21 protein-coding genes are annotated in these 18,461 nt (G+C 62.2%); 9 read left to right on the top strand and 12 right to left on the bottom strand.

Going from position 1 to position 18,461, the window contains the following annotated elements; translation table 11 throughout:
- Nucleotides 1-42: 42 nt before the first annotated feature.
- Nucleotides 43-804 carry a Crp/Fnr family transcriptional regulator gene (locus AC1DX6_RS24190; RefSeq protein WP_477317986.1) on the bottom strand — a complete coding sequence of 254 codons (762 nt, stop codon included), beginning with the start codon at nt 802-804 and terminating at the stop codon, nt 43-45.
- 208 nt (nt 805-1,012) lie between these two features.
- Between AC1DX6_RS24190 and AC1DX6_RS24185 the strand changes: the two genes are divergently transcribed.
- On the top strand, nt 1,013-1,333 hold the full coding sequence (locus AC1DX6_RS24185) for a response regulator (RefSeq protein WP_477318299.1): 321 nt from the start codon (nt 1,013-1,015) through the stop codon (nt 1,331-1,333).
- 32 nt (nt 1,334-1,365) lie between these two features.
- Here AC1DX6_RS24185 and AC1DX6_RS24180 read toward each other — a convergent pair whose 3' ends face one another.
- Together AC1DX6_RS24180 and AC1DX6_RS24175 are read right to left on the bottom strand one after the other, a co-directional pair.
- Nucleotides 1,366-1,917 (bottom strand): sigma-70 family RNA polymerase sigma factor, encoded by a 552-nt coding sequence (locus AC1DX6_RS24180; RefSeq protein WP_258607097.1) that lies wholly within the window; start codon nt 1,915-1,917, stop codon nt 1,366-1,368.
- Nucleotides 1,918-1,920: 3 nt separating this feature from the next.
- Nucleotides 1,921-2,124 carry a NepR family anti-sigma factor gene (locus tag AC1DX6_RS24175; protein WP_477271483.1) on the bottom strand — a complete coding sequence of 68 codons (204 nt, stop codon included), beginning with the start codon at nt 2,122-2,124 and terminating at the stop codon, nt 1,921-1,923.
- A 222-nt stretch (nt 2,125-2,346) separates the two neighbouring features.
- Between AC1DX6_RS24175 and AC1DX6_RS24170 the strand changes: the two genes are divergently transcribed.
- From AC1DX6_RS24170 to AC1DX6_RS24145, 6 genes are all read left to right on the top strand, one after another.
- A complete protein-coding gene (locus AC1DX6_RS24170) occupies nt 2,347-3,141 on the top strand; it encodes a response regulator (RefSeq protein ID WP_477317984.1) in 795 nt (264 codons plus the stop codon).
- Between the two features lie 199 nt (nt 3,142-3,340).
- Nucleotides 3,341-3,508 (top strand): DUF1328 domain-containing protein, encoded by a 168-nt coding sequence (locus tag AC1DX6_RS24165; protein ID WP_013529282.1) that lies wholly within the window; start codon nt 3,341-3,343, stop codon nt 3,506-3,508.
- A gap of 188 nt (nt 3,509-3,696) precedes the next feature.
- Nucleotides 3,697-4,731 carry a sensor histidine kinase gene (locus AC1DX6_RS24160; protein ID WP_477317982.1) on the top strand — a complete coding sequence of 345 codons (1,035 nt, stop codon included), beginning with the start codon at nt 3,697-3,699 and terminating at the stop codon, nt 4,729-4,731.
- Nucleotides 4,732-4,867: 136 nt separating this feature from the next.
- Entirely contained in the window at nt 4,868-5,050 is a 183-nt protein-coding gene (locus tag AC1DX6_RS24155; RefSeq protein WP_477317980.1) for a hypothetical protein, read from the top strand.
- Between the two features lie 113 nt (nt 5,051-5,163).
- Nucleotides 5,164-5,490 carry a hypothetical protein gene (locus AC1DX6_RS24150; RefSeq protein WP_477317978.1) on the top strand — a complete coding sequence of 109 codons (327 nt, stop codon included), beginning with the start codon at nt 5,164-5,166 and terminating at the stop codon, nt 5,488-5,490.
- 83 nt (nt 5,491-5,573) lie between these two features.
- Nucleotides 5,574-5,816, top strand: a complete 243-nt coding sequence (locus tag AC1DX6_RS24145) for a YMGG-like glycine zipper-containing protein (protein ID WP_477317976.1) — start codon at nt 5,574-5,576, stop codon at nt 5,814-5,816.
- Nucleotides 5,817-5,885: 69 nt separating this feature from the next.
- Here the strand turns inward: AC1DX6_RS24145 and AC1DX6_RS24140 are convergent, their stop codons facing one another.
- From AC1DX6_RS24140 to xylF, 4 genes are all read right to left on the bottom strand, one after another.
- A complete protein-coding gene (locus AC1DX6_RS24140; RefSeq protein ID WP_477317974.1) occupies nt 5,886-7,508 on the bottom strand; it encodes a CHASE domain-containing protein in 1,623 nt (540 codons plus the stop codon).
- A gap of 183 nt (nt 7,509-7,691) precedes the next feature.
- The gene (locus AC1DX6_RS24135; RefSeq protein WP_477317972.1) at nt 7,692-8,492 is read right to left on the bottom strand and encodes an ATP-binding cassette domain-containing protein; all 801 of its coding nucleotides are present in this window, start codon (nt 8,490-8,492) and stop codon (nt 7,692-7,694) included.
- 12 nt (nt 8,493-8,504) lie between these two features.
- A complete protein-coding gene (locus tag AC1DX6_RS24130) occupies nt 8,505-9,836 on the bottom strand; it encodes a sugar ABC transporter permease (protein WP_477317970.1) in 1,332 nt (443 codons plus the stop codon).
- A gap of 150 nt (nt 9,837-9,986) precedes the next feature.
- A complete protein-coding gene (xylF, locus tag AC1DX6_RS24125; RefSeq protein WP_477317968.1) occupies nt 9,987-11,027 on the bottom strand; it encodes a D-xylose ABC transporter substrate-binding protein in 1,041 nt (346 codons plus the stop codon).
- Between the two features lie 270 nt (nt 11,028-11,297).
- Between xylF and AC1DX6_RS24120 the strand changes: the two genes are divergently transcribed.
- Both AC1DX6_RS24120 and AC1DX6_RS24115 read left to right on the top strand, forming a co-directional pair.
- Nucleotides 11,298-12,545: an ROK family protein gene (locus tag AC1DX6_RS24120; protein WP_477317966.1), complete on the top strand. Its 1,248-nt coding sequence runs from the start codon at nt 11,298-11,300 to the stop codon at nt 12,543-12,545.
- Between the two features lie 205 nt (nt 12,546-12,750).
- Nucleotides 12,751-13,224 (top strand): hypothetical protein, encoded by a 474-nt coding sequence (locus AC1DX6_RS24115; protein WP_477317964.1) that lies wholly within the window; start codon nt 12,751-12,753, stop codon nt 13,222-13,224.
- A gap of 147 nt (nt 13,225-13,371) precedes the next feature.
- Here AC1DX6_RS24115 and phoB read toward each other — a convergent pair whose 3' ends face one another.
- The 5 genes from phoB to pstC are packed head-to-tail and all read right to left on the bottom strand — an operon-like array spanning nt 13,372 to nt 18,451.
- Complete coding sequence (gene phoB, locus AC1DX6_RS24110; RefSeq protein ID WP_010911896.1) at nt 13,372-14,061, bottom strand: phosphate regulon transcriptional regulator PhoB; 690 nt, start codon at nt 14,059-14,061, stop codon at nt 13,372-13,374.
- 19 nt (nt 14,062-14,080) lie between these two features.
- Nucleotides 14,081-14,788 (bottom strand): phosphate signaling complex protein PhoU, encoded by a 708-nt coding sequence (gene phoU / locus AC1DX6_RS24105; protein WP_477317962.1) that lies wholly within the window; start codon nt 14,786-14,788, stop codon nt 14,081-14,083.
- A gap of 41 nt (nt 14,789-14,829) precedes the next feature.
- Nucleotides 14,830-15,654, bottom strand: coding sequence for a phosphate ABC transporter ATP-binding protein PstB (gene pstB / locus AC1DX6_RS24100; RefSeq protein WP_202299037.1), 825 nt, complete (start codon nt 15,652-15,654; stop codon nt 14,830-14,832).
- Nucleotides 15,655-15,671: 17 nt separating this feature from the next.
- On the bottom strand, nt 15,672-16,988 hold the full coding sequence (gene pstA, locus AC1DX6_RS24095) for a phosphate ABC transporter permease PstA (RefSeq protein WP_477317960.1): 1,317 nt from the start codon (nt 16,986-16,988) through the stop codon (nt 15,672-15,674).
- Complete coding sequence (pstC, locus tag AC1DX6_RS24090; protein WP_477317958.1) at nt 16,985-18,451, bottom strand: phosphate ABC transporter permease subunit PstC; 1,467 nt, start codon at nt 18,449-18,451, stop codon at nt 16,985-16,987. The genes pstA and pstC overlap by 4 nt, the downstream gene beginning before the upstream one ends.
- Nucleotides 18,452-18,461 lie beyond the last annotated feature (10 nt).

Raw genomic sequence — 18,461 nt, 5'->3', positions numbered from 1 at the left:
GAGATGAGTCCAGCCCGCTGCCGGGCACGGTCTTGTCCCTCATCAGATCAGCGGCCTGCGTCCCTCGCTCAATCCCTCCCAGCGGGCGAGCGTCTGCAGACCGTCATTGTCGACCACCTCGCAACCACCGTCGCGCCAGACGATCAATTTGCGGTCCATCAGCTTGCGAATCGTCTTGTTGGTATGGACCAGCGACAGGCCGAGCGTATCAGCGACATGTTGCTGCGTGATCGGAATCTGGACCGAGTGCTTGCCGTTGAGACCGACCACCTTGGCCCGGCTGCCGATGAAAGCGATAAGATAGGCCAAGCGCTCGATCGCGCTGCGGCGGCCGATACTGAGCAGGTTCTCATCCAGCATCCGCTCTTCCCGCGAGGCGATCCAGGTGATGTCGTAGGCCAGACCCGGATGGTTGCGGTATAGGTCGTGCAGATATTCGCGCTCGAAGACGCACAGCAGCATCGGCGACAGCGCCTCGACCGAATGCTGCATCTCTCCCATCACACTGCCTTGCAGGCCGATGAGATCGCCGGGCATGAGATAGTTGAGGATCTGGCGCCGGCCGTCAGGCAGCAATTTGTAGCGGAAGGCCCAACCCGACAGCACCGTGTAGAGATGGGCGCTGTGGCTGCCCTCGACCAGAACCGTGGCGCCCTTGTCGACGGCGAGCTCGCCTTTCTTGAACGTGCTGAGGAAGGCGAGTTCCTGCTTTTCGAACTCCCGGAACACCGGGAGTGGCCGCAGCGGACATTTCTCGCACGGATACTGGCGGCTGGAGAAAGAACGACCGTTCTGGCCAGACATTTCGACCCCTCTTCGAAAGCCTGTTTGAGACAGGCTGAATGCAAACGTCTTGCAGGGATCGGAGTTCCGGCATCGGGCATGTCTTTTTTAAATGACAGGCTGCCAAATAGCGATCATGAATCGCTTTGTTTCAAGGAGACATTGCGAAGTGCCCCCATTGCTCAACGGATTGCGGATACTGGTCCTGGAGGACGAGTTCCTGATCGCCATGGATGTCGAGCAGCTTTGCCGCGATTATGGCGCCGGCGAGGTGGTCATTGCCCGCGATCTGTCCGAAATCGATCAGCACAAGGTGGCCATGCAATTCGACGCAGCCATCGTCGACTTGATGCTTGGCGGGACCTCGACGCGTGATTTTGCCTTGCAACTGCTCCACTCGGGCGTGCCCTTCATCTTCGCCTCGGGCTACTCGGATGCCGACGAGATCAAGGCGGCCTTTCCGGGCATCAAACTGGTCACCAAGCCCTATTCGGGAGACGATCTGGTCGAGGCGGTGGCGGCGGCCTGCGGACGACGGTCTGCGGCGTAATCCTGCTCGCAGACCGTTCAAGCCGTCACGCCCTAAGCGGCGTTTGACCCCGTGACCTGAGCCGAAATCGCATCCGGGCCATACTCGTCCTCGCCGGAAATCTTCAGGATTTCCTGCAATCGCGTGCGGGCACGGCTGACGCGGCTCTTGATCGTTCCGACCGCGCAGCCGCAAATCTCGGCGGCTTCCTCATAGGAGAAGCCCGACGCGCCGATGAGGATGATGGCTTCGCGCTGATCCTCGGGCAATTGCTCGAGCGCGCCGCGAAAATCCTTGAGGTCGAGCTGGCCATGCTGGGCCGGATGAACGGCAAGCCTGGCCGTCATGATGCCGTCGCTGTCCTGCACCTCGCGGCCGCGCTTGCGCATCTGCGAATAGAACTCATTGCGCAGGATGGTGAACAGCCACGCCTTGAGGTTGGTGCCCGGCTGGAAGCTTTCATGCTTGTCCCAGGCCTTGACCAGCGTTTCCTGCACCAGGTCGTCGGCCTTGTCCGCGTTCTGTGTCAACGACACGGCAAAGGCGCGCAGGCTCGGGATCGAGCCGAGCAGATCGGTCTTGAAGCCCTGAGAGACGGCCGCCATGTCTCAGTCCTTTTTCTGTGCGGGTTCAGCCTGTTCCAACTGGCTGAGCAGCTGGGCGAAGCGATCCGGCACATTGTCGGAGACGAGCTCGTCGTAATATTGTTTGAGTTTGCGGCCGATTTCCGAGTTCGGCCCGAGCGGGTCACCGGAAGCAGCCCGGCGCCTGTCTGCGGCGCCAGCCATTGTATCTTTCGTCATATCCTTCATGTCGCCCTTATTTCCAGCACCCGAGCCGCTCTTTTGAACTACATACGCTAGGCGAGCGGCCCCCTCGTCTGGTTGCCCATCCCGACCCTGAAACGCCGCCCCGGTATATTAGTTCCACAAGCATCGGAACTTTTTGCGAAAAACGGCGTTTGTGTCTCCGGGGCTTGCAATCAGCTTGACCTGCAACTTGTGCAATCACGTCATCTGAGGGAGACGTCTACCATGAGCCTATCTGCAACCATCGCCCCGCACCTGCCGTTCCTGCGCCGCTTCTCGCGCGCCGTTTCCGGATCGCAGGAAAGCGGCGACGCACTGGTCGCCGCGATGCTCGAAGCCATCATCGCCGATGTCGATATCTTTCCCGACGCATCGAACGACCGCATCGCGCTTTACAAGATTTTCGCCAAGCTCTTCACCTCAGTCGCCATCCGCGTTCCGCAGGAGCAGGCACAATCGGCGTGGGAACAGCGCGCCGCGGCCAATCTGAATGCGATCGCACCTCGCCCCCGCCAGGCCTTCCTGCTGGTCGCCGTCGAAGGCTTCAGCGAAGACGAGGCGGCGGAGATTCTCGATGTCGGCGACAGGGAATTCTCCGAACTCCTCGCGCAGGCCAGCAACGAGATTTCCCGGCAGGTGGCAACCGATGTGCTGATCATCGAGGACGAGCCGCTGATCGCCATGGACATCGAGGAGATGGTCGAGAGCCTCGGCCACCGTGTCGTTGGAACAGCCCGCACACACGCTGAGGCGGTGATGATGTTCGGCAAGACGCGGCCACGGATGGTGCTGGCCGACATACAGCTTGCCGACGGCAGTTCGGGCATCGATGCGGTCAACGAGATTCTGGCGTCGACATCGGTGCCGGTGATTTTCATCACCGCTTTTCCCGAGCGCCTGTTGACCGGCGAGCGGCCGGAACCGGCCTTCCTGGTCACCAAGCCGTTCAATCCGGACATGGTCAAGGCCCTGATCAGCCAGGCCCTGTTCTTCGACCGGCAAGCGAAAGCCGCAGCATAAAACTGGCGCGGCCTGCCTCGCCTTCCCGCATGTTGCCTGCCAAGAGACGCTCACCCGACGCAATCGCCGGGTGAGCCGTCAGGCGTAGCCAACTCATCGCGCCGCAGACGGCTCTTTCCAGCAGCCGTCTTTTTCGGCAAATGGTGGAACAAACGGCAACCAACCACGTTTTTCTCATACCATTTGATGGAGATGAATCATGCTTTACTGGGCGCTCGTATTCCTCGTTGTCGCGATCATAGCCGGCGCGCTTGGTTTCGGCGGTATCGCCGGCACCTCGGCCGGTATCGCGCAGATATTGTTCTTCATCTTTCTCGCCTTCCTGGTCATTTCGCTTCTCGCCGGCCTGTTCAAACGGGCGTCGTAAGGCGCGACCTGACACTGGAAGCCGCACCCCTCAAACGGTTTCCAGCCACCGCCGGACGGTGTCCCTCAAAGGACGCCGCCCGGCGGACCTTTTTGGGTCCGCGGACAGCTTGGCTTCGAGCATCGTGCACGCCGACAGGGAACCCATTGCGCAGTCAACCGTTCAGACCTTAGCTGGACAGGTGATTGATGCATTCCCGGGTCGGAGACCGAAGCGACGGTGGTCAGAGTGATGAGATCATCGCTTTGCACCCCGCCGAAAGCGGCATGCAGCTTGGCCGGGCTCTTCTCCATGCGCTGCACAATGCCGGCATTTCGGTTCTGTATCAGGATCGCGAAATGAAGACGGTATGGGCGCGCAACATGCGCGCGCCATGGGCCGCCGATACCGCCGACAGCAATGGTATATTGCCGCCAGCTCAGGCCGAGCGCATCGGCGCCGCCAAACGCAACGTCATCGCATCCGGCAATCCTGAACGGCTCGAGCTCAGCATTCCCGCCGACGATGGTGTCCGCTGGTTTCAGGTGTGGGTCGATGCCGATCATGGCGACGGCGGTGACGTGCAGGGCGTCGTCACCACCATGGTTGAAACGACCGAGCAGAAACGCCGCGAGCAAACGCTGAAGACGCTGCTGCGCGAGGTCAGCCACCGTTCGAAAAACCTGTTGGCCATCATTCAGAGCATCGCCAGCCAGACCGGCCGCTACTCCGAGACGCTTGGCGATTTTCTGACGCGCTTTCGCGGCCGGCTGCAGTCGCTGGCCTCATCGCAGGATCTGGTGACGTCGTCCAACTGGCGCGGTGCCGCCCTTCGCGAACTCGTCTCCGGCCAGGTTGGCCGCTACGGCGCCGATCCGGCCCGCAGCCTGCGTTTCCGGGGCGAAAACCCCTATCTCAACCCCAACGCCGCCTTGCATATCGGTTTGGCGATGCATGAACTCGCCGTCAATTCGGTCAGTTACGGCGCCCTGTCGCGACCGGACGGCTTCGTCGAGGTGACGGCCAGCCTGACGGCCGCTTCCGCTGACAGGCCGGCCTTGTCGCTGACCTGGGCTGAAGCCATCGGCGCTAACGACAATCGACGCAACGAAAAGCGCTTTGGCAGCGTTGCGCTCGAGCGCGTCGTGCCGACATCGCTGAACGGCACCGCGACGCTTGAAATCAGTGGCGGCCGTCTCGAATACCGGCTGGTGGTTCCGCATGGCAATTTCGAGACCGAGTGAGCACAGCCAACGGCACCGCCGTCGTCCCTTAACCGACTGTTCACCATAAAGTCCGATGCTGTGCTTCCCAGGTACCGCTGAAACTTACCGATGCCTTGAACGCTTCGGCTACGGCTTGCAGCGCAGTATGGGAGGAATGATGTTGACGGTTGCCGATATGAACAGGCTGGAGCAGGCCGCCCGTGTCTCGATGAGTGGGTTTCAGGATCTTGACCCATCGGCCGCGCCCTCGACCCATGTTTCCCATACGGCGCTTCGCCTCGCCATTATCGCACTGGTCGCGGTCGTCGTGCTGGTCGCGGCACTCCAGATCACCTGACCCCCAGTTGACCTGACCCCAAGCCCGCTCCCTTCCAATTATTCATGCACTTGGCTGCGCGCGCAGGAACTTTGACCGGTGTGGGCCGTTGCTATGGCGAGAGGATTGTCGCCATGGAACACATTGCCGCCTTGCTGCTTGTCATCGGCTGTTCGAACACCATGACCGAATGCCGCGAACTGCCCGTGCCGGTCAGCGTCTTCGAGACGGCTGACCAATGCACCGCCGAGCGGCCCTTCGCCCTGGGCGATGTCCAGGGTCAAGCCCAGCACATCGTCGCCAAATGTCTTGCCGTCGATCCGGCGCTGGAAGACGACTACGATCAAATTGTCTGGAACGTGCGTCCGGACGGAACGCTCGACGCTTCGTTGGAGATTTCCAACCTTATGGTTGCATCGAACGGCGTGCGCCCCGAAAAAGACTCTGTTCGCCAACAATAAATTCGAGCGGGCAAAGGCCGTTATTTCATGCTAAATGGCGGCTGGAGCTTACTAAAGTGAGGACACAAGTGAGGAGAGACTCTATGCGGAAGATGATTATTGCCATGGTTGCCGTGGTCGCGGTCAGCGGTTGCAGCACGACCGAGCGGGATGTCGGCGTCGGCGCCGGTGTCGGCGCTGTGGCCGGCGGCCTGATTGGCGGCACCAAGGGCGCGCTCATCGGCGCGGCCGTCGGTGCCGGTTCCGGCCTGCTGGTCCGCAACCTGCGCAATGGTTACTGCCAGTATCGCGACAACCGCGGCCATCTCTACACGGCTCGCTGCTGATCCGCTTCCAAGCGCTTCAAGCAATCAAGGCGGAGACCGGCTGGTCCGGTCTCCGTTTGCTTGCGTGCTTCAATCCGACAGCGGAATCCTGATTTCGACTTTCAATCCGTCAGCACGAAAATCGCGCGTGATTGTGCCCCGCAATTCGCGCGTGACATTGAGATCGATTAGTTTTGTGCCAAAGCCGGTCTCAACAGGCGCTTCCAGCTTCTTTTGCCCGGCCTCGCGCCAGTTGAGCGCCAGTGTCCTGTCGCGTCCGCGCCCTTCGACCGACCAGTCGACCTTGAGCGCACCAACCGAATTGCCGGCCTCGCCGTATTTCAGCGCGTTCGTTGCCAGTTCATGAAAAGTCAGGCCAAGCGCCTGTGTCGTCGTCTCGTCGAGCAGGACCTGCGGCCCCGACAAGACGCCCTGCGGAAGCTCCTTGCCGAACACCTGGCCAAGTTCGATGCGCAGCAGGTCGCCAAGATCGGCCTTCTGCCAGCGCGAGCGCGTCAGCATGTCCTGGGACGCCGCCATCGCCTGCAGCCGGGCCGAAAAGGATGCCGAGAATTCGTTGACGTCGGTGGCGCGCGACGCCGTCTGACGTGCGATCGCCAGCACCCGCGTGATCGAGTTCTTGATGCGATGCTTCATCTCCTGCAGCATCAGGTCCTTCTCGAGCAAGCTCTTCTCGGTCGTTTCGTGCAGAGCCGACTTGGCGTCATAGGCCCGCTCCTGATAGCGCGCCACCAGCGCAATGGCGCCTGCCAGCAGCAGGCCGAACAGGCCGAGCATCACCGGAATGGCACGCGAGGAAGGCTGCGAGAAGGCGCTTGTCGGCCTGAACAGGACGGTCCATGGCCGGCCGGCCACAGTGATCTGGCGCGTCACCAGCAGCCTGTCGCCCAGGGTTGCGACCGGCGGCGTTTCCGATCGGAACAAAAGGCCGCCGGCCTCCGGCTTGCCGTCATAGATTTCGGTATTGACCGGCAGCAGCGGTGTGCGGCTGAGCGCGGTCTGGAACAGATCGCCAGCGCGAAAGGCCGCATAGAGGAAGCCGGACGTTGACGATCTCGATGCATTGATGACCTCGGGCGCGGTTTCGACATTGAGCCGCACGAAAACCAGGAAGCCGGGAAAGGTCTGCGCCGCGCCCGTGCCCTGGCCGAGCTGGATAAGCCCGCTCGCGTGCTGCTGGTCGTCGGCCATCGCCTTTTCGATCGCCGCCCGGCGCACCGGTTCGGTGAACATGTCATAGCCGATGCTGCCCTGGTTGGACGGGTCCAGCGGCTCGAACATGAAGATGGGCGTGCGCCACGCCTGCGTCGTATCAGGATAGACCGCGTGGGCGACGCCATGATCGCGCAGGATATCGCGCTCCACCGCCGCCTCGTCACCCGCCTTCGCCAATCTGAGAAAACCGATGCCGCGCAGGCCGGCGAAATTGTTGTCGACGTCGAGTGCGTTGAAGAACGCCTTGAACTCAGCTTGCGAAATGTCGCCATTGCGGGCGTCGAACAGCGCCTGGGTTGAGCGCAGCAGCGACAGATGCAGATCGATGCGGCTCTCGATGCGGTTCAGCGCATCGTCCGCCGTCGCCTCGAATTTGATGCGCGCCGCCTCCTGCGTGGCGAAATAGGCAAATCCCGCCATCGTCAGGCTGATCAGCGCGACGGCGATAAAGGCGACAATCGGGAAAAACTTCTTCAACGGATGCTGCGGCCCATGGATTCGGGACCTTTATGGCATGTCACCGCGCCAACACAATGGCGAGGCCAAACCATCGTGAAAGCTGGCCTATCGATTACCTATAGTTAGCCGGCTTATCAGACCATGATCCCGAAAAGTGGAAACCGGTTCTCGGAAGAGATCATGGTCGAACCAAATAATAGCCTATGCTGCGATCTTCAGCGCGCCTGGCCCGGGAATGGCCCCGGGCGGGCATTTGCCCAGGATGATCATTCCGAGCACCTCGTCCTGGGTAACGTCGGTGGTGCGCGCGGTACCGACGACCTGGCCGTTTTTCATCACGCAGACCCGGTCGGCGAGTTCGAACACGTCATGGATGTCGTGGCTGATGAGGAAGATGCCGATGCCGTCGGCCTTGAGCTGCTTGACCAGCTCGCCGACCTGCGCCGTTTCCTGCGGTCCGAGTGCCGCCGTCGGTTCGTCCATGATCAGGATGCGGGCGTTGAACAGGATGGCTCGCGCGATCGCCACCGACTGACGCTGGCCGCCCGACAGCTTGACCACCGGCTCCTTGAAGCGCTGGAAGCGCGGATTGAGCCGGCCCATCACCTTGCGCGCCTCAGCCTCCATGGCGACGTCATCGAGCGTGCCCCAGCCGGTCATCAGCTCACGGCCGAGGAACAAATTGGCGGCGGCGTCGACATTGTCGGCCAGCGCCAGCGTCTGGTAGATCGTCTCGATGCCGTATTTCTTGGCGTCGCGCGGGTTGGAGATCGCAGCCTCCTGACCATTGACGAAGATCTGGCCTGCGTCGCGCTTGTAGGCGCCGGACAGGATCTTGATCAGCGTCGACTTGCCGGCGCCGTTGTGGCCGAGCAGCGCCACGACCTCGCCCGGGAAAAGATCGATGGACGCATCGTCGACGGCGCGGATGCCGCCGAAGGCGATCGAGATGTTGCGCATGTCGATCAGCGCGGTGTCCGTAGGGGCGGTTTTGTCAGCCATGATCGTTCCTCCCTAGACGCGCTTGCGATAAACGGTGTCGAGCCAGACGGCGATGACCAGCACGGCGCCGACGACGATGCTCTGCAGCGGCGAGTCGATGCCGAGCAACACCATGCCGGATTGCAGCGACTGCATCAGAAGCGCGCCGAGCATGGCGCCCAACACCGTTCCGGCGCCGCCGGCCAGCGACGTGCCGCCGATGACGGCGGCGGCGATGACCAGCAACTCGTCCAGCGTGCCCAGGGCGTTGGTCGACGCGTTGAGGCGGGCCGACGAGATCGCCGCGCTGATCGCCGCCAGCACGCCCATGATCATGAACACCTTCATGGTCACCCAGCGCGTATTGATGCCGGCGAGTTCGGCTGCCTCCGGATTGCCGCCGATGGCGAAGACATAGCGGCCGAAACGGGTGCGCTTGGTGATGAAGGTCATGATGATGCCGACAGTCACCGCCATCAGCACCGGTATGGCTATGCCATGCGCGATGAACAGCCCGCCTTCGGGAAGGGTGATGCCGTTCTGCTGGGCATACTGGCGCACGATGCCGATCGGCCATGGATAGGAATTGGCGATCCAGACGGCGCCGAGGATGGCGGCGCAAGCGACCACGCCAAGCAGGGTCTCAGCCCAGACGGGGCGCAGCGGAAAGGCGAACCGCTTGCGCTGCGACCGGCCGTTGAGCAGCGCGAAGGCAACCGCCGCACAGGCGACGATGCCGACGACCCAGCTGGCGGTGGCGCCGATCGAGCCGCGTGGTCCGCCGCCCATCAGCTGGAAGGTGGCGTCGAGTGGCGCGACAGTGCGGCCGCTGGTGATGAGCCATGCCATGCCGCGCCAGACCAGCAGGCCGCCCAGCGTCACGATGAAGGCCGGAACCTCCATATAGGCGATGATGAAGCCTTGGAACGCGCCGATCAGCAGACCAAGCACCACGCCGACGGCCAGCGCGATGATCCAGAGCCAGGGATTTCCGAGCTGGAAGCCGATGACGCGAATGAGGAATTCGGCCTGCGCCACGCCCATGATCATGCCGATCACGCCTTCGACGGAACCAACCGAAAGGTCGATGTTGCGCATGACGATGACCAGCACCATGCCGGTCGCCATGATCGCGACCGAGGAGGTCTGCACCGACAGGTTCCACAGATTGCGCGGCGTCAGGAAAAGCCCGCCCGACAGGATGTGTATGCCGACCCAGATGACCAGCAGCGCACCGACCATGCCGAGCATGCGCGTGTCGAGTTCGGTCGCCTTGAGGAACCGCCCGATCGCGCTGAGTTCGGATGCACGCGCCCGGTCCGCTGCAGTGCTGGCGACCGGCTGATTAGAGGTCGTGTCGGTCATGCTATCCTCCCACCGGTTTGCCGTCTGGCGCGGATGCCGGAACATGGATGCTATTTGCTTTCCGCGGTCATTTGAAGCGGAAAGCCCCTTGAGAAACGCCGCGGCTTTTGGGCCGCGGCGCCGAGATTTGGAACCGGTAGCGGTTCGATTTTAGTTGCAGGCCGCAACGCTGCCGGCAGTGACGCCGGCGCAGACTTCGTCCTTCTTGATCCAGCCGGCGTCGATGACGACGTTGAGGTTGTCCTTGGTGATGGCGACCGGGGTCAGGAACAGCGACTTGACGGTGTTGCCGCCAGGCGTCGTGAAGTCCTTGGCGCCGGCAATGTCGCCGGTCTTCTTGCCGTCGGCCAGCTGCGAGGCGATCTCGGCGGCGTTCTTGCCGAGTTCGCGCGCGTCCTTCCACACCGACACGGTCTGCGTGCCGAGTGCGATGCGGTTCAGCGCGGCGTGGTCGCCGTCTTGGCCCGACACCGGCACGGTTCCGGCCAGACCCTGCGCCGTCAGCGCGGCGACGACGCCGCCGGCGGTGCCGTCATTGGCTGCAACCACCGCATCGACCTTGTTGTCGTTGGCGGTCAGGAACTGTTCCATGTTCTTCTGGGCGTTGGCGGGCAGCCAGCCGTCCGTGTAGGCCTCACCGACATTCTTGATCTTGCCGCCGTCGATGGCTTCCTTGAGCACTTCCATGGAGCCGGCGAACAGGAAATCGGCGTTCGGATCGGCACCCGAGCCCTTGATGAAGACGTAGTTGCCTTCCGGCTTGGCCTTGAACACTTCGCGGGCCTGCATGCGGCCGACTTCCTTGTTGTCGAAGGTCAGGTAGAAGACATCCTTGTTCTCGATCAGACGGTCATAGCCGACGACCGGAATGCCTTCGTCCAGCGCCTTCTGCACCGCCGGGCCGATTGCCGATGCATCCTGCGCAAGGATGATCAGCGCGTTGGCGCCCTGCGAAATCAGGCTCTCGACATCGGTAAGCTGCTTGCCGGGATTGGACTGCGCGTCGGCGGAGATGTACTTGTCGCCGGCGGCCTCGATCGCCGTCTTCATCGCCGCTTCATCGGTCTTCCAACGCTCTTCCTGGAAATTCGACCACGAAACGCCAATCACCTTGTCCTTCGCCTGTGCGACCGACGCCAACGTCAACGACATGGCGACACCCGCCAGCATGGCGACTGCAAATTTCTTCATGATATCCTCCCTAAATCGCGCGCAGCGCGACAAACTGGCCCGAAGGCCGGCACAAAGGCTCTATTTTTTCGAGCCTCGAAAAAATACTGATCCAACGCCGGAGCGCTGTCAACATCGATTCTGATTGATTTTGATGTGTCGCTGACTTTTTTTCGAGGCTCGCAATAAATAATGACAGCGCTGCCGGCTTCTGCCAATATTTGGCTGGTGTCACCGACTGCCTTCAATATCATGAGAGGCCGCGAGGACGACCGGGAGGAAAGCAGAAAGATGTCGGTTGGTATCCGCCACGACGATTTGCGCCGCCGCAACCGGGCGATGGTGCTCTCGGCCGTGCGCCGCGCCGGCCAGCCGTCGCGGACCGAGATCGCGGCGACCACCGGCCTCAGCCATTCGACCATATCGGCGATCTCGTCCGACCTGATCGCGGAAGGCATCCTGGCCGAGAGCAAGGCCAGCGAACCGGTCTCGCTGAAACGTGGACGGCCGCAAGTCGGTCTTGGGCTCAATCCGGAAGCCGCCGCGGTGATGACCGTGGTGCTGTCGCTGAATTTCCTCTCCGTCGCCGTCATCGACTATGCCGGCCAGGTGGTTGCCGAGGAACAGCGCCGGCTGGACACGCTGACCATGCCGCGCGACGAGCTGATCGGCGAATGCACGGCAATCGTGCGGCGCCGGCTCGAGGATCCCGACCTCGACACCCACAGCGTCGCCCGCATCGCCATGGGCATCCAGGGCATCACCGATTCGCACGCCCGCGCCATGCTGTGGTCGCCGATCACGCCGCTGACCGACATCGCTTTTGCCGACATACTGGAAGCGGAATTCGGCATTCCCGCCACCATGGAAAACGACTGCAACATGATGGCGGTGGCGCTGCAGTGGCGCGATCCGGTCCGCTACCGCGACGATTTCATCGCCATCCTGCTGTCGCACGGCATCGGCATGGGACTGGTGCTGAAGGGCGAGCTGTTCACCGGCACCCATTCCTCGGGCGGCGAATTCGGCCACATGATCCATCGGCCGGGCGGCGCGCTGTGCCGCTGCGGGCGGCGTGGCTGCGTCGAGGCCTATGCCGGCAACTACGCCATCTGGCGCAACGCCAGGCAACTGGGCGAGGACGCCGAGCCGGTCGCTGATGTCAGCGACGCCGACATGCGGGCGCTCGCCACCGCGGCACGCGAGAAGGACGGGCCGGAGCGCGAGGCCTACCGCAAGGCCGGCGAAGCCCTCGGCTTCGGCCTCGGCAGCCTGTTTGCGCTGATCGATCCGGCACCCGTCGCCATGGTCGGCGTCAGCGCCGCCGCCTTCGACCTGATAGAACCGGCATTGCGCGAGGCCATCGCCCAGACCGCCGGCGGCCAGCATTCGAAATCGATCTCCTTCGACACCGAGCCGAACGAATTGCCGCTGATCCGCGAAGGCTGCGCGATGCGGGCACTGAGCTTCGTCGACCAGGAGATTTTCGCGCCGGGCGGGCAGACGCGAGCTGGCACCATCGGGAAAGACGTGGCCTGAAATCGAAATATCAGATCGCAACCGGGGATGGGTTGAGATTCAGGTTGGTCCGGGGGCCATTCCACAGTGACCCGCGCGAACGTTTCTTAGCAAATGATTATCCGCATCCTTGGGCTTTTTACAATCCGATAGACGAAGAGCAATGCAATGCTAGATTGCATGCCACCATAGCCGTATCAAAGAACGTGGCAGGATGTTCAATCGCATGATGGCGGCATATCGGTTGGCTGCAGCAACCAGCCCCCTCCTCAAAAGCCGGACCAGATATCTGCCGGCGCTTTTCTCGATTTCCGTGTGGCTATTGCTTGGCAGCACCGCCGCCGCCCAACACCCTGGTCCAGGCTGCCCGGTTGGCCAATTGATAGATGCCAGAGAAGCATGGGGGAAATTCACCTCCAATGATGAGGCGACGGAATTTGCCAGACGTAAGTTCCTGGCCCTTGGCGCGGAAGAGTTCACAAAATGGCTATCGTGCCAGAGTTTTGATGTGCGCGTTAGTCCAGGCCGCGGAACGACCACGAATATTCAAGCAAGCTTTATGCCACTCAGGAAAGACGAAGGTCTTTGGGTGCCCAGTGGAGTTTACTACTGGCTTTTTCCTCCAGGCCGTCACTCCATAGAAGCGCATATCGAAAAGGGACGATTGATAGACATTTTTGCTATCGCCGAGAGCGAATAGAGAGAACAAACGATCCGACGATCCTCAAGTTGCACCTCTCAGTCACTCAGATATCGGTCGCATTTTTTGGTCATTCAACATCAAGCCGGACGAATGGGCTGACCACTTCAACGACACTGGATATGCTTCCGTCGAAACTGAAGGGCTTCAGTCTTCCCGAATAGCGTAACCAGCGCCGCGGATGGTGCGGATGACGTCGGGCATGCGGCCATTGTTGACCGCCTTGCGCAGCCGCCCGACATGCACGTCCACCGTACGTTCGTCGATGTAGATCGTCTCGCCCCAGACATTGTCGAGCAGCTGGCTGCGCGAGAACACCCGGCCGGGATGACGCATCATGAATTCGAGCAGCCGGAATTCGGTCGGCCCGAGCCGGATTTCGCTCTTCTTGCGATAGACGCGGTGCGATTCGCGATCGAGCACGATGTCGCCGACCTTGAGCACGCTGGACAGCACTTCCGGTTTGGCGCGGCGCAGCAGCGCCTTCACCCTGGCCATGAACTCTGGCGTCGAAAACGGCTTGACCAGATAATCGTCGGCGCCGGTCGACAGGCCGCGCACGCGGTCGCTCTCCTCGCCGCGCGCGGTCAGCATGATGATCGGCAGCCGCTCTGTTTCGGGCCGCATCCTGAGGCGCCGGCACAGCTCGATGCCGGAAACCGCCGGCACCATCCAGTCCAGCACCAGAAGATCGGGCACGTTTTCCTGCAGCCTAATCTCGGCCTCGTCGCCGCGCGTCACCACCTCGACCTGGTAACCTTCGGATTCGAGATTGTAGCGGAGGAGCACGCCTAGCGGCTCCTCGTCCTCCACCACCATGATGCGTGGCGCGATCATCGACTGGTCACCTTTGTCGTCATGCCGCCGGCGCGGACATCGCCGTCTCGTCCTGCTTTGGACGATTGGCGGGCAATTGCGAGCCGGTCAAAACATAGTACGCATTTTCGGCGATGTTGGTCACGTGGTCGCCGATGCGTTCGAGGTTCTTGGCGCAGAACAACAGATGCGTGCACGCGGTGATGTTGCGCGGGTCTTCCATCATGTAGGTCAACAGCTCGCGAAACACCGAGGTGTATTTGACGTCGATGCGCTCGTCGTCGTTTCTGAGCTTGGCGAGCGCTGCCGCATCGGCGGCGGCATATTCCTCGACCACCCCTTGCACCTGGATGAGCACCAGCTGAGCCATCGCATCGATGGAATGCGACAGGTCACGCGGCGTGACGCTGAGGCCGACGGTGCCGACGCGCTTGGCGATGTTCTTGGCGAGGTCGCCGATGCGCTCAAGGTCGCCGGCCATGCGGATCGAGCCGACCACTGCACGCAGATCGTTGGCCATCGGCTGGCGCTTGGCGATCAGCGTGATGGCGCGGTCGTCCAGCTCACGCTGGCGCGCATCCATGATGGCGTCGTCGGAGACGACGCGCTGTGCCAGGGCATTGTCCGAAGTGAGCAGCGCCTTGGTCGAGCCGCTGACCATCGAGCCGGCGAGATCGCCCATGTCGCGGATCAGCTTGCTGATCTGTCCCAGCTCTTCATCGAAAGATGCGACGGTATGTTCACCCATGATCCTAGTCCTCGTGCCTGAAACTTCGCTGTCGGAACCGCTCAGCCGAACCGGCCGGTGATATAGTCCTGGGTGCGCTTGTCGTCGGGGTTGGTGAACATCTTGTCGGTTGCGCCCTCCTCGACGAGATAGCCGAGATGGAACATCGCCGTGCGCTGCGACACGCGCGCCGCCTGCTGCATCGAATGGGTGACGATGACGATCGTGTAGTTCTGGCGCAGCTCGTCGATCAATTCCTCGACACGTGCGGTGGCGATCGGATCGAGCGCCGAACAGGGCTCGTCCATCAGGATCACCTCGGGCGACACGGCAATGGCGCGCGCGATGCACAGACGCTGCTGCTGGCCGCCGGAGAGGCCGGTGCCGGGTTCCTGCAGACGGTCCTTGACCTCGTTCCAGATCGCCGCCTTCTTCAGGCTCGACTCGACGATCTGATCCATGTCGGCCTTGCGCTTGGCCAGTCCGTGGATGCGCGGGCCATAGGCGACGTTCTCGTAGATCGACTTCGGGAACGGATTGGGCTTCTGGAACACCATGCCGACGCGCGCCCTCAGTTCGACGACGTCGATGCTCTTGTCGTAGATATCTTCTTCATCCAGCGTGATCTTGCCGGTCACCCGCGCCGAATCGATGGTGTCGTTCATGCGGTTGAGGCAGCGCAGGAAGGTGGATTTGCCGCAGCCCGAGGGGCCGATCAGTGCCGTCACCTGGTTGAGGCGAACGTCGAGATTGACGTCGAACAACGCCTGCTTCTCGCCGTAGAACACGCCGACCTTGTCGCCGCGCATTTTGATCACTTCGTTCGACTTGGCGTTCATTTTATCGCCCACAGCGTTTTCAAGGGACTGTTCGGTCATGATGTTCATACCAAAATGCCTTTTTTCTACCAGCGCCGCTCGAACCGACGCCGAAGCACGATCGCGGTGATGTTCATGGCCATGAGAAAGACCAGCAGGATGATAATGGCGCCGGACATGCGCTCGACGAAGGCGCGTTCAGCCTCGTTCGCCCACAGGTAGATCTGCACCGGCAGCGCCGTCGACGGATCGAAAGGTGTCTTCGGATAGTCGGCGACGAAGGCGACCATGCCGATCAAAAGCAGCGGCGCGGTTTCGCCGAGCGCGCGCGCCAGGCCGATGATGGTCCCGGTGAGAATGCCGGGGGCGGCAAGCGGCAGGATATGCTGGAACACCATCTGCATCTTGGAAGCGCCGAGACCAAGTGCTGCCGCGCGGATCGAGGGCGGCACGGCGGCAAGAGCCGCGCGCGTCGCGATGATGATCGTCGGCAGCGTCATCAGCGTCAGCACCAGGCCGCCGACAAAAGCGGCGGAACGCGGCATGCCGAGGAAATTGATGAAGACGGCAAGGCCGAGCAGGCCGAAGACGATCGACGGCACCGCGGCCAGATTGTTGATGTTGACCTCGATCAGGTCGGTGAAGCGGTTCTTCTTGGCGAATTCCTCGAGATAGATGGAGGCGGCGACGCCGATCGGCAGCGCTAGCAAAAGCACGATCACCATCATGTACAGCGAACCGATAATCGCCACGCCCATGCCGGAGGTTTCCGGACGGCTGGAAGCGCCGTAGGTGAACAGGCCGGTGTTGAAGTGCTCGGCCATCACGCCGTCCGCCTTGAGCTTGTTCATCCAGGCGATCTGCTGGTCGGAAACTTTGCGGCGTGCTTCTTCGACGCTGAGGTCGATCTGCCCCTTGAAGGCCGAGTCGAGATTGGCGGCGGCAAGGATGTTGACGTCGCGCGTCGTGCCGATGACCGACGGGTCGGCGGCGACAATGTCGCGCAGCTGGACACGGGCGCCTTCGGACAGGAAACCCTTGAGCTTCTGGATCGAAGGCTTGTCGTCGGGAGAAATGCCCAGCTTGGCGATCAGCGCGTTTTCGGCAAGCTTGGGATAGTTCGCCTTGATCAGCACATTCGGATCGGTGGCGCGTTTGTTGGAAGGATCGATCACCTTCGCGTCGAAGCTGATCGGCAGCGACACCGTCGTCTGCCAGAAGGCGGTGTAGCCCTTCGAGACGATGGTGACGAGGATGATGGCCAGGAAGGCGAGGCCGACGGAAATCGCCAGCATGCCATAGATGCGGAAGCGGCGTTCGGCGGCATAGCGGGCCTTCAGGCCAATGTCGCGGCGCGGATGAGCGGCGGCCCGGACCATTGAGTCCATGGGAATGTCGGTCATTCGTACTGCTCCCGGTATTTGCGCACGATGTACAGCGCGACGATGTTCATCACCAGCGTCAGCGCGAACAACGTCAGGCCGAGCGCGAAGGCGACCAGCGTCTGCGGCGAATTGAACTCGAGATCGCCGGTCAGCTGGTTGACGATCTTGACGGTGATGGTCGTCATCGCCTCGAATGGGTTGATGGTGAGATTGGCAGCGACGCCTGCCGCCAGCACGACGATCATCGTCTCGCCTATGGCGCGCGAGGCGGTCAACAGGATGGCGCCGACGATGCCGGGAAGTGCCGCCGGCAGGATGACGCGCTTGATCGTCTCGGAGCGGGTCGCGCCGAGGCCGAGCGAGCCGTCGCGCATGGCGCGCGGCACCGCGGTGATGATGTCATCGGATAGCGAAGACACGACCGGGATCAGCATGACGCCCATGACCAGGCCGGCGGTGAAGATGCTCTGGCCCTGGATGAAGGGCGAGCCGCCGGTCAGCGCAGCAGAGAGATCGCGCAGGAACGGCCCGAGCGTGACGACGGCGAAGATGCCGTAGACGATGGTCGGTATGCCGGCGAGCAGTTCCAGCGCGGGCTTGACCACCGAGCGCAGCCGGGGCGTTGCGTATTCGGCCATGTAGACCGCCGACATCAGCCCGATCGGCACTGCGACCACGAGCGCGACCGCGGCGATATAGAGCGTGCCGGCAAGCAGCGGGATCAGGCCGAACTGGCCCTGGCTGCCGCCCGAACCGGCAGCGGAGAAACGCGGGTCCCAGACCGTGCCGAAGAAGAAACTCGTCGGCGACACGCTTTCGAAAAAGGTGATCGTCTGGAACAGCATGGAAAGCACGATGCCGACCGTGGTCAGGATGGCGATGGTGGAGGCGGCAAGCAGGCCCCACAGCATCAGCCTCTCGACATTGTTGCGCGCCCTGGCGCGCGGCGCGATTTGCCTCAGCGCATAGAAGGCGCCGGCGATGGACAAGGCGAAGGTGACAATTGCGCCAAACAGGCCAAGCCGGTTCTGCACCGCGTTCGCCTCGACGGCGATCGGGATCATGTAATCCTGGGTGTCGGTCGCCAGCGCCACGCCCTTGGCGGCGAGCATCGGCTGCAGTTCAGCGAAAGTGGCTGGCAGCGCGGCCAGCGTGTTCGCGTCGAGCTGGCGCAGCCCTTTGGCAAGGCTCTTCACCAGGCTGATGTCCAGCGCTTCGCTGGCAACCTTGCTGTCGGCGGTCCGCTCGGGCAAGGCGGCGTGAATGTGACGGTCGAGATAGACCGAAGAGCCGACGTTCCAGACGGCAAGCAGCAAAAGAGCGGGCAGAACGGCGAGCAGGAACGCCCACCAGCCGTGATAGTGGGCGCGTGAATGCGGCTTCACCGTGCCATTGTCCTGCGCTGAAGCACGCTGCCGGCCGATAAAGAACGCAACCAGGCCGATGGCAACGATAATGGCGAGTACGAGCAAGGACGACATCACCCACCCC

This window comes from Mesorhizobium sp. P2_C4 (genome assembly GCF_056404575.1).
The sequence above is the reverse complement of the archived record's forward strand: the minus strand, read 5'-3'. Positions and strand labels throughout refer to the sequence as shown.

Coding starts and splice junctions, on each gene's coding strand:
- AC1DX6_RS24190 (WP_477317986.1), bottom strand. CDS start 804: ATGTCTGGCCAGAACGGTCGTTCTTTCTCCAGCCGCCAGTATCCGTGC.
- AC1DX6_RS24185 (WP_477318299.1), top strand. CDS start 1,013: ATGGATGTCGAGCAGCTTTGCCGCGATTATGGCGCCGGCGAGGTGGTC.
- AC1DX6_RS24180 (WP_258607097.1), bottom strand. CDS start 1,917: ATGGCGGCCGTCTCTCAGGGCTTCAAGACCGATCTGCTCGGCTCGATC.
- AC1DX6_RS24175 (WP_477271483.1), bottom strand. CDS start 2,124: ATGAAGGATATGACGAAAGATACAATGGCTGGCGCCGCAGACAGGCGC.
- AC1DX6_RS24170 (WP_477317984.1), top strand. CDS start 2,347: ATGAGCCTATCTGCAACCATCGCCCCGCACCTGCCGTTCCTGCGCCGC.
- AC1DX6_RS24165 (WP_013529282.1), top strand. CDS start 3,341: ATGCTTTACTGGGCGCTCGTATTCCTCGTTGTCGCGATCATAGCCGGC.
- AC1DX6_RS24160 (WP_477317982.1), top strand. CDS start 3,697: ATGCATTCCCGGGTCGGAGACCGAAGCGACGGTGGTCAGAGTGATGAG.
- AC1DX6_RS24155 (WP_477317980.1), top strand. CDS start 4,868: ATGATGTTGACGGTTGCCGATATGAACAGGCTGGAGCAGGCCGCCCGT.
- AC1DX6_RS24150 (WP_477317978.1), top strand. CDS start 5,164: ATGGAACACATTGCCGCCTTGCTGCTTGTCATCGGCTGTTCGAACACC.
- AC1DX6_RS24145 (WP_477317976.1), top strand. CDS start 5,574: ATGCGGAAGATGATTATTGCCATGGTTGCCGTGGTCGCGGTCAGCGGT.
- AC1DX6_RS24135 (WP_477317972.1), bottom strand. CDS start 8,492: ATGGCTGACAAAACCGCCCCTACGGACACCGCGCTGATCGACATGCGC.
- AC1DX6_RS24130 (WP_477317970.1), bottom strand. CDS start 9,836: ATGACCGACACGACCTCTAATCAGCCGGTCGCCAGCACTGCAGCGGAC.
- xylF (WP_477317968.1), bottom strand. CDS start 11,027: ATGAAGAAATTTGCAGTCGCCATGCTGGCGGGTGTCGCCATGTCGTTG.
- AC1DX6_RS24120 (WP_477317966.1), top strand. CDS start 11,298: ATGTCGGTTGGTATCCGCCACGACGATTTGCGCCGCCGCAACCGGGCG.
- AC1DX6_RS24115 (WP_477317964.1), top strand. CDS start 12,751: ATGATGGCGGCATATCGGTTGGCTGCAGCAACCAGCCCCCTCCTCAAA.
- phoB (WP_010911896.1), bottom strand. CDS start 14,061: ATGATCGCGCCACGCATCATGGTGGTGGAGGACGAGGAGCCGCTAGGC.
- phoU (WP_477317962.1), bottom strand. CDS start 14,788: ATGGGTGAACATACCGTCGCATCTTTCGATGAAGAGCTGGGACAGATC.
- pstB (WP_202299037.1), bottom strand. CDS start 15,654: ATGAACATCATGACCGAACAGTCCCTTGAAAACGCTGTGGGCGATAAA.
- pstA (WP_477317960.1), bottom strand. CDS start 16,988: ATGACCGACATTCCCATGGACTCAATGGTCCGGGCCGCCGCTCATCCG.
- pstC (WP_477317958.1), bottom strand. CDS start 18,451: ATGTCGTCCTTGCTCGTACTCGCCATTATCGTTGCCATCGGCCTGGTT.